The 18,259-nt window shown below is 62.9% G+C and carries 7 protein-coding genes; all 7 read right to left on the reverse strand.

From position 1 onward, the window contains the following. Nucleotides 1-135: 135 nt before the first annotated feature. The 7 genes from RAZWK3B_RS17435 to RAZWK3B_RS21755 all read right to left on the reverse strand — a co-directional run bounded on the left by RAZWK3B_RS17435 (nucleotide 136) and on the right by RAZWK3B_RS21755 (nucleotide 17,519). On the reverse strand, nucleotides 136-4,302 hold the full coding sequence (locus tag RAZWK3B_RS17435; protein ID WP_007817482.1) for a peroxidase family protein: 4,167 nt from the start codon (nucleotides 4,300-4,302) through the stop codon (nucleotides 136-138). Continuing rightward, nucleotides 4,262-10,855, reverse strand: a complete 6,594-nt coding sequence (locus RAZWK3B_RS17440) for a peroxidase family protein (protein ID WP_007817484.1) — start codon at nucleotides 10,853-10,855, stop codon at nucleotides 4,262-4,264. The genes RAZWK3B_RS17435 and RAZWK3B_RS17440 overlap by 41 nt, the downstream gene beginning before the upstream one ends. Nucleotides 10,856-11,197: 342 nt before the next feature. Then, the gene (locus RAZWK3B_RS17445; RefSeq protein ID WP_007817486.1) at nucleotides 11,198-14,257 is read right to left on the reverse strand and encodes an efflux RND transporter permease subunit; all 3,060 of its coding nucleotides are present in this window, start codon (nucleotides 14,255-14,257) and stop codon (nucleotides 11,198-11,200) included. Further along, nucleotides 14,254-14,835, reverse strand: coding sequence for an efflux RND transporter periplasmic adaptor subunit (locus RAZWK3B_RS17450; protein WP_037296199.1), 582 nt, complete (start codon nucleotides 14,833-14,835; stop codon nucleotides 14,254-14,256). The genes RAZWK3B_RS17445 and RAZWK3B_RS17450 overlap by 4 nt, the downstream gene beginning before the upstream one ends. Continuing rightward, on the reverse strand, nucleotides 14,832-15,473 hold the full coding sequence (locus RAZWK3B_RS17455) for an HlyD family secretion protein (protein ID WP_007817490.1): 642 nt from the start codon (nucleotides 15,471-15,473) through the stop codon (nucleotides 14,832-14,834). The genes RAZWK3B_RS17450 and RAZWK3B_RS17455 overlap by 4 nt, the downstream gene beginning before the upstream one ends. A gap of 27 nt (nucleotides 15,474-15,500) precedes the next feature. Then, nucleotides 15,501-16,781, reverse strand: a complete 1,281-nt coding sequence (gene hemA / locus RAZWK3B_RS17460) for a 5-aminolevulinate synthase (RefSeq protein ID WP_007811312.1) — start codon at nucleotides 16,779-16,781, stop codon at nucleotides 15,501-15,503. A 366-nt stretch (nucleotides 16,782-17,147) separates the two neighbouring features. Then, nucleotides 17,148-17,519 carry a response regulator transcription factor gene (locus RAZWK3B_RS21755; protein ID WP_007817492.1) on the reverse strand — a complete coding sequence of 124 codons (372 nt, stop codon included), beginning with the start codon at nucleotides 17,517-17,519 and terminating at the stop codon, nucleotides 17,148-17,150. Nucleotides 17,520-18,259: the final 740 nt, after the last annotated feature.

An 18,259-nucleotide genomic window follows, 5' to 3' on the forward strand; every position in this document is an offset into this window, starting at 1 on the left:
GCTTGGGGGCTGAAGGCTGACGCGCGCCGGGTGGCAGGTGGCGGGGCGCCCGGATCATTCAAAAGGCAAACCGCAAAACGAGATCGGCAGCCGGAGGGTATCCGGCTGCCGATGGTGTTTTCATCCGAGTGAGGATCAGGTGATCTGATCGTAGTCGAAGCGGCCACTGACGGTCAGTTCGAATTGGTCATCCTCGATGGTTCCACTGATCTTGGTCGTACCGGCTTCTTCTCCTCCGGAGAAAGACAAGCCGTCCTGCATGTCAGTGTCACCCCAAGTGAGCTCGAACATGTCGGCCCCTGTGCCGAACTGCAGGACATCGCCGGCGTTGAGGCCGTTGATGTGATCGCCCTGCGCGCTGGCCGCGGTTTCGAACACAAAGGTGTCGTTGCCATCCCCGCCATCGAGCACGTTGGCCGCGTCGCTGGCGAAGATGGTGTCGTCACCCGCACCACCGACGAAGTTCTCGATGCTCCAGATCGTGTCGCGACCGCCTTCTTCCGTGGTGACCGAGCCACGATCCGTCCCGGTATTGCCGAGGCGCACCGTGAGGTCGGAGGTGACCGACGCCATATCGATCGTGTCCGTCCCTTCGCCACCGTAGATGAGGTCGTTGCAGTCGCCATTCGTTCCAAGGAACGTGTCGTCGCCTGCATTGCCCATCAGGATATCCGAGCCGGTTCCGCCGATGATCATGTCATCGCCGTCGCCGCCGAGGATATGGTCGCTGCCGGCACCGCCCGAGAGCATGTCGGCGCCATCGCCACCGAGCATGTCGTCACGGCCCTCGCCACCGAAGAGCATGTCGTCACCGGCATTGCCCACCAGCATGTCGTCGCCAGCCATCCCGCTGAGGATGTCGTCGCCTGCCGCGCCGACCAGGGGGGCGCCCATATCGGTGTCGCTTTCGACTATCCCCTCGGCCGAGGTGTCTGTGTCAGGAGACATGGAAGTGTTGTCTTCAGGCATTTCCTCCTCGGTTTCTTCCTCTTCGGCCTCCAGGTCTGCTCCGCCGGATGCTGCACCCATAGCGTTTTGAGTGGCGTCATCCTCCTCGGTTTCTTCCTCTTCGGCCTCCAGGGCTGCTCCACCGGATGCTGCACCCGTAGCGTTTTGAGTGGCGTCATCCTCCTCGGTTTCTTCCTCTTCGGCCGACTGCTCTAGCGTTGAACCTGTCACATCGGCATCAGGTTGTTCAGCCTCGCCGCCTTCACCTTCGCCAGCTCCTTCGGACAGGGCGTTCACCTCAGTCTCCAGGGGATCTGGCTCATTATCGCCTTCTGTAGCTGCGGCTTCGGTCTCATCATCCGCGCCGCCTGTATCGGCACCTCCAGCATCGTCAGGAGACATGGAAGTATTGTCTTCAGGCATTTCCTCATTGGTTTCAGAAGACGTGGCCTCCAGGTCTTCTCCGCCGGATGCTGCACCCGTAGCGTTTTGAGTGGCGTCATCCTCCTCGGTTTCTTCCTCTTCGGCCGACTGCTCTAGCGTTGAACCTGTCACATCGGCATCGGGTTGTTCAGTTTCGTCAACTCCTCCTTCAACAGCTCCTTCGGACAGGGCGTTCGCCTCAGTCTCCAGGGGATCTGGCTCAGCGTTGCCTTCTGTAGCTGCGGCCTCGGTCTCATCATCCGCGCCGCCTGTGACGTCGGTATCTGTCGTGGTTCCACCACCTTCAGTATCCGCTGTGTCGATCGCAGGATCATCTGTCCGATTTGCGTTCTGATCGGTCTGGATCTGCTGATTTCCAGCATCTGCAGCTGCGCCCTCAGGCACTTCTGGAACATAGCTGAACACATCCAGCGGCAGATCGGTCATCCCGGTGTTGCGGGTCACGATATCCCCGAAGGTGAGGTTGGAGATGAAGTTGTTGTAGACGGGCAGATCGCCGATCCGGTCGATGTAGTAGAACCGGTCGCCTTCCTGCAGACGGTCCAGCTGTTCATGGATCAGCACCCAGAAGGTATGACCCACGACGCCACCCTCGATATGGGGTTCTGCCAAACCGCCGACCCACATGTCGACCCGGTCGATGCCCTGAACGATCATCGCACCGTTTTCACCCGGGATCAGCGTGATATCGGGGTTGACCTGCTGGAATGCTGCGATCGCGTCACCTTCCAGAACCAGATCCGGGTAGGCTGTCTTGAACTTGGTGATCTCTGTTTCCGACAGGTTGTTGCGCCACTGGAAGTCATCCCACGAAGCATAGGGGTCCATGTTCATGTTCGACTGTTCGATCGCTTCCACGATGTAGGGGTCGGTGGACGCCGCCAGATCGGCCTTGACCTGGTTGAGGGTTCCAAGACCCAAATCGCGGCCCCGTGCAGCGTTGAAGGCAAAGAGGTCGGCACTGACCCGGACAAGATTGTCGCGGACCGCATCCACCACTTGCAGATCAACCTCTTCCGAGGGCTGTGCAACCAAACCGCCGAGGATGCTGTTCACGCCGTATTGAGCGTACCCATCCTGCGGCACGTAGTCCATTTGAGCCAAGGCAGCCAAGGCGGCCTCGCCGGTCACCAATTCACCTGTTTCGCGATCGACATACTGGAAGGCATTCGGATCACTGGTCGGGTTCAGGAACAGGTCGATCAGGGGCAGCTCAACCATCTGTCCATCCTTTTCGACCAGCATCGTTTCGCCGATCTGGGAATGGCCGAAGCGGTAGGCGGCGGCGGCAAACTCGTGGCTGATGCGGGCATCAGCGTTCGGGTTATACTCGTTGTGCCCATGACGGCCAGAGCCCTGCAAGCCACCGATCAAGGCATCGGCAAAGTCGTTGAACACAACCTGCTGATATTCACCGATGTTCAGGATCCGCGCAGCTTGGAACAGCTGTTCGGGGGTGAAATCCGGGCCTGCCTGTTTGTTGATCTGGTCCACGTGGTAGTTGTGGTTACGTGCCCAAACCGTGTGCATCGAGGTGAGGCCCACGTTCTCGTTCGCGCGCCCATCGCCGCCCACAAAGTGGTCGAGCAGGTTCATGAACGGGTTGGTGTCGATCAGAAGCGGCCAGCCCTCATCCATGAAGTCGCCAGAAAGCTCTTTCACCAGTGCGGCATCGTAGTTGCGATCGGCGTCACGCAAGCCCGGGTAGTAGTCGAGCAGCGTCATGCCGTTTTCACCAAGACCCGCACCCTTGAACACGGTGCCCGCATCGATGTGGTGATCGAGCGTTTCACGCAGCGTGGACAAGATCTTGAAGCCCGGTGCTGCCGAAGGATCATCGCCACCCATCAAGATGCGTGCGCCGACACCCATTTCGCCATCGCTTTCACGCAGCAACTGACCGATCAGGCTGGACGAGCCATAGACCTGGTTCTGGTCAACCACCGGCGAGGTGATGTTTTCCTGCAGCGGCGTGCCATCCTCATCATAACCGATCACGCTACCGCGGGTCAGGTCGGCCGGGTTGTCGGCCATCGGCCCACGATCCATGCTAGGCCCACCGATTTCGATTTGACCAAGCGTTTGACCCATCGGACCGCTGCCCTTCGGAATGAAGGTCAGGCCGTGGTCGAAGTACTGACCAAAGGACATCATGAACATGTTGGCCGAGGCCGCCTTGGCCGCGTCAAGATCCTGAGCGCCCAAGGTGTTCGAGATATCCCGGGTATCAAGCCTATCAAAGACGGGGTTGATGATGCCTGCACCGTCTTCGCCGATGCCAGCATAGCGGGCTTCAGTGACACGCATGAAGGGCAAGGTTGCGCCTCCCGAAATCTCCGCGTTCTGGAGATTGTTGGTCAGACCTTCAAGATCGCGCACCTCTTGCAAGAGATCTGCTGGCTCGTTGTCGGCAGGCTCACCCGCTTCGGGCGGCAAGATCGGCGCGACGTTGGATGCACCGACCATGTACTTGAGGGCGGCGATATCATCTGCCGTCACAAGGGTGGCACCGCGCGTCAGCACACCGAACCCGAACCCTTCTTCCGGCAAGCCGGTCTGTTCGTTGACAGTGGCCACACCCCGCAGAGCGTCGGCCATCAGCGTGCCGGACTGGACCAGAACCGGGATCGTGTCCACGTCATCGACCGTGTAGGTCATGACGAAGTTGTCCGACTTCTGGGTCACCGTGAGACCATCGACCGTCCGGGTCAGGGTTGTCGGATCGACCGGGATCAGGAAGACATCGCCTTCGGTTACAACACCCGCCACATTCAGCGACTTGGGCACATCCTGTGTGTTGCCACCCACATCAACGAACACGCGGTGCGTGGACAGACGCTGCGTGACATCGACGCTGACATCATCACCGTCACCGCGATGTGTGAAGTGAGAGCTGTCGGTTGAAGTCACCGATCACCTCGACGTTGTCGACACCACCGGCTGTGTTGATCTGGATTTCCTCGATGTTCTGAAGCTGACCGATCACCTGTTCGCCGGCACCCGCGTCGCGGGTGATGACGATGTCGGTTCCGGTGGCCAGGGGTGCCCCTGTCCAGGAGTCCGCCGCGTAGACGCGGAAGGTTTCATCAGACGCATCGCCGTTGATGGTGTAGGTGTCTTCACCTGCCCCGCCATCGACCACATCGCTGCCGCCGCCGACACTCCAGGTGATTTCGTCGTCTCCCGCACCAGCGTTCAGGATATCATTGCCTGCGCCACCGGTGATGACGTCGCGACCGTCACCTGCATCCACCACAAGACGCTGGGTCGAGGTGAAGCCAGAGAAGTCGATCACTTCTCTGCCTGCCGTGCCGTTCACGTAGATCGTGTTGGGCGCCAGCGAGGTGCCTGCGAAGTCACCAACCGCGTTGATCGTTTCGATCCCCTGCACCCCGTTGATTGCGACCTCTTCGATGCCGCGCACTTCCATGATCGCGGTCTCCACACCGGCCACTGTCCGGGTGATGATGATCTCGGAAGACGGATCGACAGGGGCCTGACCGGTCCAAGCTGCCACGGTGTACATCGTGAAGCCGTCCTCAGTGCCATCGCCGTTGATCACCAGCATGTCGGTGCCGCCGTCATTGACGATGCCATGACCCACGACCACGTCGTAGCCGCCGTTGGGCGCGTTCCATGTGATGGTGTCGGAGCCACCTTCGCCAAAGATCACGTCATTTCCGGCAAGGCCGTTGATCACGTCATTTCCAGCGCCTGCGAAGATCGCGTCGCGACCGTTGCTGCCATTGAGCACATCATCGCCATCGGTGCCCTGGATCAACCCGTTGCTGGCCGGATCAGTGCGCAGATCAATCTCCATATCCGCGAAGCGCAGGATTTCGACATTGGTCAGGCGGTCGGTGCCGTCACCACCTTCCACGTTGGGCTGACCGTTGATCGGGTCAATGAACGCGCCTTCGATGGGCGGTGCGATATGATCGACCGTGACGCTGCCATCGGCGTTGGTGCGGATGTTGTAGTTGGCCCGCACATCGAAGTAGACAGCCGTGTCCACATCGCCTTCCTGACCGGCATCGAGGATTTCCCGAACGATCTGCAGCTGGCCGGGGCTGATCGAGCCATCAAGCAGTTCGTTCGAGATTTCGAACAGGCTGTTGATGGAGCGCAGTTCCACGGTCGGATCCTGGGGATCGCGGACCGAGATGCGCACGTTGAGCGCCTTGTCGCCGTCGATAACGTCATCGCCGCCGCGGCCCTGGATCACGTCGCTGCCGCCACCACCGAGCAGGATGTTGCCGCCGGTGAAGGTATCAGCGGGATCGACCCCCATCATGTCGGCCAGCAACTCGCGCAGACCTGCAATCCGGTCAACACCAGCCTGGGTCAGTTCGTTGGCGAAGAGCGTCGCGTCATTGGCCAGCAGATCAATCCCGTCCGGCAGCGCCGCGCCTTCGCGGTCATCGCCGTAGAGGAAATCGTCGAACTGCGTGCCCGATGCCGCCTCGACCAGGTCGTAGCGATCGCGGAGTGCGGCCTGCGTCTCGTTGGTTTCCAGACGACGGCTGAGGTCGATATCGGCGCCGGTCATGGCGTCTTTATGCGCCACCCAGTCGAAGCCGAGATCGCCTTCGTTGACATGCACGCCCTCGCGCTGGATCAGGATATCGTCGCCACCTTCCCCGAGCAGGTCGTTGTCGTTGGCGCCGCCATCCAGAACGTCATGGCCCACAACCCGCGACCCACCAAAGGGATCGCCGTTGTCACCCATGACCATGTCGAAGCCGTCGCCGCCTTCGATCCAGTCATCGCCTTCGCCACCGAACATGAACTCGCCACCGGCACCGCCATAGATGAAGTCGTTGCCGTCCATGCCGAACGCCGTGGCCGCATCGTCTGACCCCATGAGGATGGCGTCGTTGCCCTTGCCACCGAACATCAGTTCGCCGATACCGCCGCCGGCCGAGATCACGTCATCGCCATCTTCGCCATGCAAGAAGCTGACATCGTCGCCATCCTTGAGGATGTCGTTGCCGGCCCCGCCGCGCAGGGTGTTCACGCCCGCGTCACCGATCAGCAGGTCATCGCCCGCGCCGCCCCAGAGCGCATCGTCACCGAGGCCGCCGTTGAGGATATCGCGCTGATCCGTGCCGCCGAGCACCGCGTGTTCGCCGCCGTTGAACTTGAGGAAGTTGTCGTATTCGCGCACCCCGTCGATCAGTGGCGCATCCACCGTGGCCGTAGCCCGCTCGACCATGGTGGTGCCCATGGCGGCAAGGAACGGATCGACATCGGTGGACACCGGGTCGGGCATGGACTGCACGGCCTGATCCACCTCGAGGATGACATCCATCGACGAGAAGATGTTGGCCGGGATATGCGCGCCGCCGTCCTTGATGTCGGTGTTGCGCACGATCATCGACGCAAAGGAGTTGTTTTCCAACTCGGCAATCATGTTCATGCCGGCGGTCCGTGCCAGATAGTAGAAACGGTCGCCGTTCTGAAGCGCCTCCATCTGCTGCTGGAACACGAATCCGAAGCTGGAACCGAGCATCCCGCCGAAGGGCATAATGTCCTCGGCCAGACCGCCGATCCAGAATTCCACATCGTTGATGCCGGTTTCCGCGTCGGCCCAAGCGCCGGTGCCGTTGACGAAGTCCAGACGGTCCGCCGGGGCGTTATCACCGCCCAGAACCAGATCGGTGGCCGCAGCGCGCTTTTCCACCACGGTCGTGGCGTTCACGATGGTCTCGTGGGTGCCGTAGGACGCGATGAAGTTGATGATGGAAGCCGGGTTCTTGAGGTTCGCGGCAAATTCCGACCAGCCTTCATAGGGCTTGAGGAACTCGCTGCCGGTGGCGGAGTAGAACTGCTCGCGGGCGGCATTGAGTGAGGGCACACCGGTTTCCCGACCCCGCGCGATGTTCAGCGCGGCAAGGTCCAGAGGCAGGCCCACAAGGTTGTCGCGCAGGGCGCTGGTGATGAACTCGTCGATATTGGCGCCGGTTTCGCGGGACATGCCACGGGCCACGGCACCTGCCGCCTGATCCGAGGTCAGGGTCTGGTCGAGGTCGAAGGCGACCGGGTTCAGGAAGGCTTCGATCAGACCGTTCGAGGTGTTCACGCCGTTGGGGTCCATCGTGTGAACGTTCTCGGTCAGCATCGAGTGGCCGAAGCGGTACACCACATGGGCGAATTCGGCCATGACTGCGCCGTCGATCTCGGCACTGCCATTGACGCCGAAGGCCGCGATCTGGGGCTGCACGGTGCGGCCGAACTCTTCGAAGGCGAGGTGCTGATACTGCATCTCGGTGGTGAACTTGGCGGCCTGGAACAGACGCCCGCCATCCCATTCGACGGTGTCGACGGTCGCGGTGGCCAGGTCAGCCTCGGTGATCGGGGTGGCCAGCCATTCGTTGATGAAGGCCAACTCGCCACTGTCCAGGATGGTCTGCTTCATCTCGGCTGCCTGGCGGTTGTGTTCGGTGTGGAACACATGGTGCACCGCCGTCAGACCGAAGTTTTCGTTGCCACGGCCATCACCGGCGATGAAGTGGCGGTCCAGCAGTTCGTTGTCGTAGGTTTCGTTCATGCCGAAGATGTTCGGCATGATCGCGTTGCCGGTGTCGGTATCGGCATCGGGCAACACTTCGATTTCAGGCGTCATCGGGTTGCGATCGTGGTCGATCATGCCCTTGGGGAACGCGGTGTGGGAAATATCCTCGAGGAAGGCATGGCCGTTGCGAAGCGCCTGGCTGGCATCGACGGGGTTGGCCAGATCGCCTTCGATCAGGATATTCAAAGGCTCGGTGCCGCCTTCGACATAGGCAGGGTTCGGCACGACAAGCTGCGGCAGGCCGTTGGCGCCGGGGATGAAGTTGCCGTAGGGGTCGGTGGCCAGCAGCGGGCCATCGAGCACGTCGCTGTCATTGAGCTGAATGCCCAGCTTGGTCGCAGCCTGCGCCTTGACATCGCCCCAGGTGGCCATGCCGCCGGTCTGGCCGTGCAGCAGGTAGCCGTTGGAGACAGGGTTTCCGTTGGCGTCGATATCGTATTCGCGCAGGAACACCTGATGCGAGGGGTGCGAGGTGTAGGTCTGGTTCTGGTCGACCCAAGGCGTGGTCTTGTTGAAATGCTCGCGGATGTCGTCCGCGGTGCCCAGGATACCATCCGGGCCAGGCTGGTTGGTGGCGCGGGTCAGCACCATGAAGTTGGTGGGCGAGTTCGCATCGTAAAGCGGATCATCGGGCTGCAGCGGAATGTAGACGGTGCCGCTCCCCCCTTTGCCGACCAGGTCGAGGCCGTGATCGAAGAACTGACCAAACAGCGTCATCCACGAGTTGTAGGGTGCGGACAGACCTTCATCGGGGGTCACGTCGGGCAGCAGAACGTTGTTGCCGTCCATCGTGATGTTATGGGTGGTCAGCAGCGTGTCGAGCGTGGTCTGCGCCTCGGCGGCGGTGGCCTGAGCGGCGGCCAGGGCGGCTTCAGCCGCACCAGGTGCCGTCAGGGCATTGAGATCACTTGTGGCGGTGTCGACCGCGACCTGCTTTGTGGCTTCCACGCCTTCGGCCGCGGTCAGATCCAGGGCTGCCTGAGCGGCCGTCGCTGTCGCCTCAGTGAGCGTAACGGTGGCATCTGCAATCACGTCGAGCTGCGCGAGGATGGCGGCATCGGCCATCTGCGCCGCCGCAAGATTCTGCTGAGCCGTGGTCACACCACCTGCAGCCGTTTCCAGATCGGTGGTTTCGGTCTGAACCACGCCTTCGAGACGGGTGACTTCGGCGTCGGCGTTGCCGAGATTGGTGTTCAGCGTTGCAAGTTCGCCTTCAGCAACCCCCAACTGTGCCACGAGGCCATCGACGATCCCTTGAGCCGCATCGACATCGGCCTGGGCCAGATCAACGGCGTTCTGCGCATCGACATAGGCCTGATTGTCGTCCTGGGCCGTCTGGAGTGTCTGCTCGGCGGCTGTCAGAGTGTTTTGCGCGCTGGTCAAGAGGCCGTTTGCCTCGTCCAACTGGGTGCTCAAGCCGTCACGCGTGGTCATATCGTTATCGCGCTGCGTGGTCAGGGTGCTGACCCGAGATTGCGCCGTGGTGAGAGCGGCGGTTTCGTCGATGACCGCCTGATCGGCCTCGTCATCCGCGTCGATTGCATCATTCAGCGCCGTTTCGGCGGCCAGTTTTTCTTCGCGGGCAGCAGAATAGGCCGCGGACGCAACCGAGAAATCGGCCAGCGATCCACCGGTGATATAATTCGTGAGGGCGCTGAGCATCTCGGCCTGTGCGGTGGCAAGCTCGCTCACCTCTGTGTCAAAGAGAGCCTGAGCGTCCTCGCGGTCCGCCTGGGTTGCCGCGGCGGCCTCCTGAGCGGCCGTAACACGTGTCTGAGCCGCATCGCGGGTCTGCTCTGCGGCCTGAAGTTGCGTGTTCAGATCAGCGAGATCCGCCTCAGCCTGCGTGAGCTGTGCGTCAAGCTCGTTGACCCGCGTCTGCGCATTGCTAACCGCGGTGGTGGCGTTTTCAACCGCCGTCTGGGCCTCGGTGACCGCACCAGCTGCGTCGGTCTCCAGCGCCAATGCGGCCCGGGCGTCGGACAGCAAACCCTCGGCGGTGGCCAGCTCCTGATCAGCCGTTGCCTTTTGCCCCTGCAGGTTGGTGACGGTGGTCTGTTTCGCATTGTGCATGGTCAGCATGGATGCGGCCGCGCTTTCGGCTTGCAACAGCTCATCCTGCGCCGCCTTGAGATCAGCTTCGGCCTGCGTATGCGCCGCGACAGCGGCATTCAACGCAACCTGCATTTCGGCAACCTGGCCCTGACCTTGCAGCGTGACCATCGTGGCGGCTGCATTGTCGAGCGTGTCCTGAGCCTGCGTCACGGCCTGATCGGCCTCATTCTTGGCAGTTGTCTTGGCCGCGACATCGCCTTGTGCGGCGGTCAGTTCAGCAGTGGCAGTGTCCAGCGCTGTCTGCAGTTCCTGGCGCTGCAGCTCGAGCGCCTGATCGACGTTGCCGGCAGCAGCCTGCGCATCGATGACGCGCTGATAGGCCTGAACGATTTCATTGGCCGTGGTCAGCATCGCCTGTCCAGTCATGCCGGCATGGCTGAGCGCCGCCGCGATGACGGCGGGGTTGGACAGGGTCTGATCGGCGATCAGGTTCGAGATCACACGAGGCTCGGCGTCATAAACCGAGCCGGAAGTCTGCAAATAGGACGTGGGCTCGGCACCCGGCGCACCACGCGGGCTCGGATCGGCCAGATGTGCCGCATCAGGCTGCGTCAGGAAGGTCGACTCAAGCAGGCGCGGCATGACCTGATCCGCCGAACCCCACTCCTCACGGCCAGGAGTCAAATTGTTCAACGTGCCGTCAACAAGACGCAGGCCATAAGGCAGCAAGGGGTTTGCAACCAGATCAGTCAGCGGCGTGCCAGCCGCATGCTGTTCTGCGATGCGGATCTGGTCGAGGATGTGCTTCAGGTCGTTTGTGTTCACGAAAACCATCTTGGTCTCTCCTGGCTATAAGGTCTGGTCACCCGACAAAATTCGGGCGGTGTGTCATGATGCATTGATACCAAGGAGGACCGTTTGCCGGAGGCGCTCAAGGTCGCGCCAAAAACCCTACGAAGGTAGGATGGTCGTCAGACCAAAGTCGGAGTTTGGGGCGTTTTTGCGGCGCTAAAGCGCATAAACAGGCTGTAAAACGACAGGGAACGGGCAGGGCTGGCGCAAAACCCGAACCTTGGGTCCAAAGCACCAGAACATGCGACGCTGGCGCAAGACCTTCGTATAGCCCATAGCCGAATCGGATTCGTCAGGCTAGCTCAATGGCGTTAACAAACTGCGTCAGGCGTGCGCGATACGCAGGGCCTTGGATTTGGGAGCAATGCGCATGATCCGGCACGCGGCGCCGTGGGCCATGAGGCACAGGACCGGCGTGACCACCAGGCTGAGCAGGGTCGAGACCGCGACGCCGCCGATCACGGTCAGCGCCAGCGGTTGACGGAAGGCCGATCCCTCGAGCCACGGAAGGGCCGCAGGCAGCATCCCGGCAATCATCGCAACGCTGGTCATGATGATCGGGCGCGCGCGGTCCGAGGCGGCGGCGATCACCGCCTGCGCCATGTTGCCGTGCCGCGCGACCAGGGTTTGCGCCCGGTCGATCAGAAGAATCGCGTTCTTGGCGACGATGCCGAGCAGCAGGATCAGACCGATCAGCACCGGCAGGGACACCGGCAGGCCGGTCACCGACAGGACCAGCATTCCGCCACTCAACGCAAAGACCAGCGAGACGAGAATCACCCCGACCTGCGCCATCGAGCGGAAGAGCGCATAGAGCACCGCGATAAGCAGCAAGAGCATGCTGCCCAAGGCGCGGCCAAGGTCGGACATCATCGCGCGCCGGGAGGCGGTGTCGCCTGCAGGCAGCAGGGCCAGACCGGGCAGATCGGAGGACAGGCGGGCAACCTCGGCCTCGGCGATTTCGGTGACGCGGCGCGCACTGGCCGCCGAAGGGGGCGCGGCCAGAAGAGGCAGCACATAAAGACCATCGCGGCGGTCGAGCCGCAGATGCGCGAACTCCAGATCGAACCGTCCAAGCGCGGCAAGCGGCATGGTGCCGCCCCCCGGCAAGGCCACGGGTGCGAAGCTCAGGTCATTCGGCGCGGGGGCGTCGGGGCTGGATGCCACCAGCCGACTGCGCAGGCCGAGCGGCTGTTGGTCATCGCCCTCGATCCTCGCGATCAGGTGATCGTCGGGGTGTGCATGGCCCTGAAGGGCGGCGACAAGATCCGCCGCGCTGAGGTCAAGCTGTCGCAAGAGCCCTTGATCGGGCAGGAAACGCACCTGCGCCTGTCGGGCGGCCATTGGCGACAGGATGGGAATATCCTCGGGGAGTTGCGCGATGGCGGCCAGAATCGCAGGCGCCGCGATTTCAAGGCTCTGGCGGTCCGGGGCCGCCAGATCGAGCACCAGCGCCGGACGCCCGGCACTGGTGAGCGGCAAGGCCCGCGCATCGGCAGTCTGGCGGAGCGCGTCGCGCACCCGGGCCGCGATCGGGGCGGTGCCGTCGGTTTGGATCAGCAGGCGGAGTGTATCGTCGGGTTGATCCGAGGCGATCACCGTCAGGCCGCGCACGCCCTTGTCCGCCAGAAGATCGCGTTCGAGCGCGGCAAGATGGTCCAGACGCGCCTTGGGGGGCATTGTGGGTGGCAGCGCCATGTCAAAGCGCAACAGCGCGTCGCGGTCCAGAGGAATGAACGCCCCGGGATGATTGAGCGCCGAGACCACAGAGAGCCACGCCACAAGCCCGGCCCCTGCCAGACAGAGCCACCGTAAGCGCAGCGCGCGGATGACCACCGCACGGTAGCGCCGGGCCAGTCGCCGGGCCGAGGGAGCTGCGGGACGGGCCACGGGGCTGCCCGCGAAGCGCAGGGCAAGGCCCGGGATCACGAGCCGCGAGACCAGCAGGGAAAACACCGTCGCGATGCACAACGTGTAGCCGAACGCCTGAAAATAGAGACCGGCCTCGCCCGGCATGGTCGCGACGGGCAGGAACACCGCCAGAAGGGCAAGGCTTGTGGCAATCACGGGGCGGGCCATTTCATCGACCGCGCGCGCCACGGCCTTGCGGGAGTCGCGGCTGTGGTGCTGATGAGTGTGGATATTCTCGATTTCGACGATCGCGTCGTCCACGACGAGTCCCGAGGCAAGGGTAAGGGCCAGCAAGCTGACGATGTTCAGGCTGAGGCCAAGCACCTGCATCACATAGAGCGTGGGCAGAACAGAGAGCGGAATGGCCAACGCGGCAAGGGCCGTCGCGCGCCAGGATTTCAGCGCAAGCGCGATCACCGCGATGACCAGCAGGCAGCCTTCCAGCAGCGCCTGCCGGGTGGCGCCAAGCGAGCGGATCGCCTGCTTGGCCGGGCGCGCGACAACGTCGAGCGCCAGATCGGGGCGGCTGTGCCGGAGATCGGTCAGAACACGGTCCATATCCCGGCTGAGCGTCACGAGGTCGGCGCCGGTCGCGGCATGGATCTGTGCCAGGATCGCGGGGGTTCCATTGTGCCGGGTGAGCCAGTCGCGCGGGGCGGGCGCAGTCGACACACGCGCCACGGCCGCAAGCGGGATCTTCTGGCCCGAGGCGGTGGTCAGCGACAGGGCGGAGAGTGTTTGCGCCGCCTCTGCGGCCAGCATGTTCTGCGGCAGCGAGAACAGGATGGTGCCCGCGGTCGGGACAGAGGACACCGCCACTTGTGCCGCCACCTGCTGCGACAGCGCCTGCGTGATCTGGCGGTTCAGCGCGGCGAAGGTCAGCCCGACCGAGGCAAGCTGAGGGTCGGTTGTCTGGATCACCAGTTCGGCGCGGGCGGTGCCCTGAACCTCGATCTCGGCGATGCCGTCGATCTTGCGCAAGGTGGGCAGGATGGTATCGCGCAGCGCATCGCTGGCGGTGACGATGTCGCCGTCGCGGGGCAGAATGGCCAGCTCCAACGCGGCCTGACGGCGCGAGGAGGTGGCGCGGATCTCGTCGATGGAGACCGCCAGATCAAGATCGGGTCTGAGCGCCTGAAGCCGGTCCTGCACCTTGGCGAGACTGTCCTGGGCCGTACGGGAGTTGCGCAGGCTGAGGGTCATGACCAGTTGTCCGGACGTGATCTGCGCGCGGATCGAGGTGACGTCGGGCAAGGACGACAGCGCGCGATAGACCGGCTGGGCCAGATCGTGATCGGTCGCGGTGAGCGAGGCATCGGGCGCCGTCAGGCGCAGCACGATCCGGTTGTCACCGATATCGGGCAGATGGGTGAGCGGCAGGGTCAGACCCGCGCGCAAGCCCAGAAGCGCCAGAACGGTGATGACGATGACCGCCAAGACCGCATGGCGCAGGATGCCGTCCGTGAAGGTCATCGCCGGGCCAGCCCGAGATGCAGCGCCGCTGTCTGTTTCACGCCGATTTCGGTCAGCGCATCCATGTCTATCAGCGTCTCGCCATCCCGCAGGAGGAGCGAGGCGACAGCGACATAGACCGCGCCTTGGGGCAGGCCCGAGACGATCTCGGCGTCGGCGCCGCCGGGACGCATGGACAGATCGACCGGTGTCGCGACCGTGCGCCGATCGACCACGCGCAAGACGCCGGGGCCGGTCTCGAGCGCCACGAGGGCGGATGTGGGCACGATGATCGCAACGCGCTGATCCACGATGATTTCGCCACGCAGGCTGGCCCCGGCAAGATGGGAGTGCCCATCGGGCAGGTCCACCGCGACGCGCGCCAGACCGGCATCGGGGCCGGTAGACGGGGTGATCCGCGTGACATCGGCGGCGATCATCCCGCCATCCGGCGCCCAGAGGCGGACCGGATCACCGACAGAGACGCGGGCAAGGACATGCGGGGGGACGGCCAGCACCGCCTCCATCCGGTCGGCGCGCAAGACCGAGACAGGCCGCCATGACCGGGGTGTCACCGGGATCGACATGATCTTTGTCACGCGCCCGCGACCGGTGCGCGAATATCCATCTGATCGGTCAGAGTGCTGACGCGCTCGACCTCGAGCCGGGCGAGGGTTTCACTGGTCTGCGCTCCGGCAAGACGGGCCTTGGCGGCCTCGTGTTCGGACATCGCCTGTTGCAGCGCGCGGGTGGCGTCCTGCCGCTGCACCTCGGAGGAGGCGCCGGTTTTGGCCAGACGTTCGAGCCGGTCGAGTTCGGCGCGGCGCTGCGCGATGTCGGTGGCCGCGACCTGCAGACTGGACCGGGCGATGCGGATATCGGCGCGGGTGGCCGAGAGCGTGGCCTGAGCCTGCAGAAGATCGCGCTGGATATCGGTCCGGTCGATGCGGACGAGGAGCTGCCCGGCGTCGACCCAATCGCCTTCGTTCACCAGAATGTCCGTCACCGGGGCCGCATGGCGCGGCATCGACACGCGGATGATATCCGCAGGGACGACATGACCGAAGGCATGCAGCACGTCTTCGACCCGAAGAGGATCCGCACGCCGCACCGAGGCCGTGACCGGGGCCGGCGCGTCGATGGGCCCGGCCATTTCCGTCGCGGTCAGCCGCGAAATCCCCAAGGGGCACAGAATGGCGACGGTGGCGACAACGGCGCCTCGCGTGATCCAGCGCATCGGTCAGGCTCCTTCCTGGTGGTGATATCAGCCGGCGAGGTCGATGCGGTTGAGCGCGCAATGGCTCCAGAGGGCGTCCATGGCGTTGACCAGCGCATCCATTTCGCGCGGGCCGTGGACCGGCGAGGGGGTGAAGCGCAGGCGCTCGGTGCCCCGCGGCACGGTCGGGAAGTTGATCGGCTGGACATAGATGCCATAGCCCTCGAGCAGCATGTCGCTCAGCTTCTTGGTATGCACCGGATCGCCCACGATCACCGGCACGATATGGCTGCCGTGATCGATCAGCGGCAGGCCCATGCCCTTGAGACGGGTCTTGAGGATCTTCGCCTGCGTCTGGTGCGCCTCGCGCAGCGACCCGTCGCGCTTGAGATGCGCAACACTGGCCGCAGCCCCCGCGGCCACCGCGGGCGGCAGCGAGGTGGTGAAGATGAAGCCCGGCGCGTAACTGCGCACGGCGTCACACATTTTCGCACTTGCCGCGATATAGCCGCCCATCACGCCATAGGCCTTGGCCAGCGTGCCGTTGATGATGTCGATGCGGTGCATCAGGCGGTCGCGCTCAGCCACGCCGGCGCCGCGCGGGCCATACATGCCCACCGCGTGCACCTCGTCGATATAGGTCAGCGCGCCAAACTCGTCGGCCAGATCGCAGATCTCCTCGATCGGGCCGAAATCGCCATCCATCGAGTAGACCGATTCGAAGGCGATGAGCTTGGGCGCGGCGGGATCGTCCGCCGCCAGCAGCTCGCGCAGATGCGCCATGTCGTTGTGGCGGAAGATGCGCTTGGCCCCGCCATTGCGGCGCACGCCCTCGATCATCGAGGCGTGGTTGAGCGCGTCCGAATAGATGATGAGCCCCGGGAACAATTTGGGCAGCGTGCTCAATGTCGCGTCATTCGCGATATAGGCCGAGGTGAACAGCAGCGCCGCTTCCTTGCCGTGCAGGTCGGCCAGCTCTGCCTCGAGCCGCTTGTGATAGACCGTGGTGCCGGAAATGTTGCGCGTGCCGCCCGAGCCCGCGCCAGTGGCATCCAGCGCCTCGTGCATCGCCGACAGGACCTCGGGGTGCTGGCCCATGCCCAGATAGTCGTTGCCGCACCAGACGGTGATCGGCTGCTCGGTGCCGTCGGGGCGGCGCCATGTGGCATGCGGAAACTGGCCATTGCGGCGTTCGATGTCGATGAAGGTCCGGTAACGGCCCTCCTGGTGCAGACGATCAAGGGCCGCATCGAGGTGAAAGTCGCGGCCGCGGTGACAGCCAAGGCACCCTGAGCAGCTTGGTCGGGATATGATCTTTTGCTGTGACATGCTGGCCTTCCTGCGAAACTTAAACTGATCCATTGATGTGCAGGAAAGCTAACGGCGATGCGGGCCGGACCACAGATGAGAAGGTCCAAGCGAAACTCATACCAAGGTCCAAGGCGAGGTCCGCACTATGACTGACGACCATGCGGACCATCGGGGCGCGCAACGGCAAACGACCCTGAGCCGCGGAGCGTCAGGGCCGGGAAACCGGAGAGCCGGAGCATATGGCTTTGGGATAGAGGGGTGCGGCGCGTTCGCGAATGCCTGAGACGCCATTACAAACGCGCCGCTAAATGGTCGGGCTTTAGGGAACCATGACCAGACCATTCAGAGACGGGGGCGCCGGGCGGCCACCCCCGAAAACCGGGATCAGACCCCGAGACGCTGTGCTTCCAGAACCACCTCGAGGCGGTTGGCGGCACCAAACTTGTCCTTGAGAGAGCCGACATAGTGCTTGACGGTTTTCTCGCTGATGTTGAGTTCGACCGAGATCTGACCGTTGGTCATGCCCTGCATCAGATGGCGGACTACCTGGCTTTCGCGGGCGGTCAGGCGCAGGCGCTCGGCCTCTTTGCGCTTGGCTTCGGCCTGACGCAGCTTGGCGAAGATATCCATTGCCATGTCGGGCTGCACATAGTTGTCGCCATTCATGACACGGCGTGCCGCGACACGCAGATCAGACATTTCACTATTATAGGTCAGGATACCCGATGCTCCCGCATCCAACGCGTCAACCGCCATGTCTATACCCTTCTCAGAACAGAAGGCCAAAATACGGACCATGTCGCACGACTTGCGAACGGCGCGGAGCACTTCATCGGCTGGTCAAGGGATCCAAGATCGACGATCACCCACTCATATCCATCGCGGGCGCACGTCTCGACGAGTTCAGGGCTGTAGGCAGCAGCCGCTGCAAATCAAAACCTGCACACGGCTCGATAAGGTGTTGGAAGCCGGCACGCGTGAATGCGTGATCGCAAATCACCATCGTTTTAAACATCAATCTTCCCCAAAGTTCGGCGCGCCCGCAGCAGAAGCGGTGTCGGCACTGTTTCCCAAGTCAGTTAAGGTTTCCGTCTTTCCCAAAACGACAACGTCGCAGCCTTTGTCCCATTCCACCCCATTGATTCCGAGCTATCTTTGGAGAATTGGGAGACTTTTGTAGCGCAGGCGACCAGGCGAAAGTCGCGATTCGTCTTACCCGTAAGTAGGAACACCACGTGAGACCATCACATTTCTTATGGCAAAAATATACCTATGCCTCTGATATTAAACAACTTTAAATGTAGCGCCACATGTCCAAAATTGATCCAAATCAAGGCACAGCTGCGGCGGCGCGTTATAATTGTGTTCAAAGCGCCTTTAATCATGTGACACGCTCGCAGCCCATGGTCCGGCAAGACCTTGGACTTTAGTCTGACTCCGCAGCCATGTGCTGTTCTGCCGCTCCCGACATGCCAAAAATCATGGATGTGCGATTC

Source organism: Roseobacter sp. AzwK-3b, from assembly GCF_000170875.1.
Lineage (GTDB): Bacteria > Pseudomonadota > Alphaproteobacteria > Rhodobacterales > Rhodobacteraceae > Roseovarius > Roseovarius litoreus.

Excerpts from the sequence above, each read along its gene's own strand:
- hemA (WP_007811312.1), bottom strand. The coding sequence starts at position 16,781 with ATGTCACAGCAAAAGATCATATCCCGACCAAGCTGCTCAGGGTGCCTT.
- RAZWK3B_RS17445 (WP_007817486.1), bottom strand. The coding sequence starts at position 14,257 with ATGACCTTCACGGACGGCATCCTGCGCCATGCGGTCTTGGCGGTCATC.
- RAZWK3B_RS17440 (WP_007817484.1), bottom strand. The coding sequence starts at position 10,855 with ATGGTTTTCGTGAACACAAACGACCTGAAGCACATCCTCGACCAGATC.
- RAZWK3B_RS21755 (WP_007817492.1), bottom strand. The coding sequence starts at position 17,519 with ATGGCGGTTGACGCGTTGGATGCGGGAGCATCGGGTATCCTGACCTAT.
- RAZWK3B_RS17455 (WP_007817490.1), bottom strand. The coding sequence starts at position 15,473 with ATGCGCTGGATCACGCGAGGCGCCGTTGTCGCCACCGTCGCCATTCTG.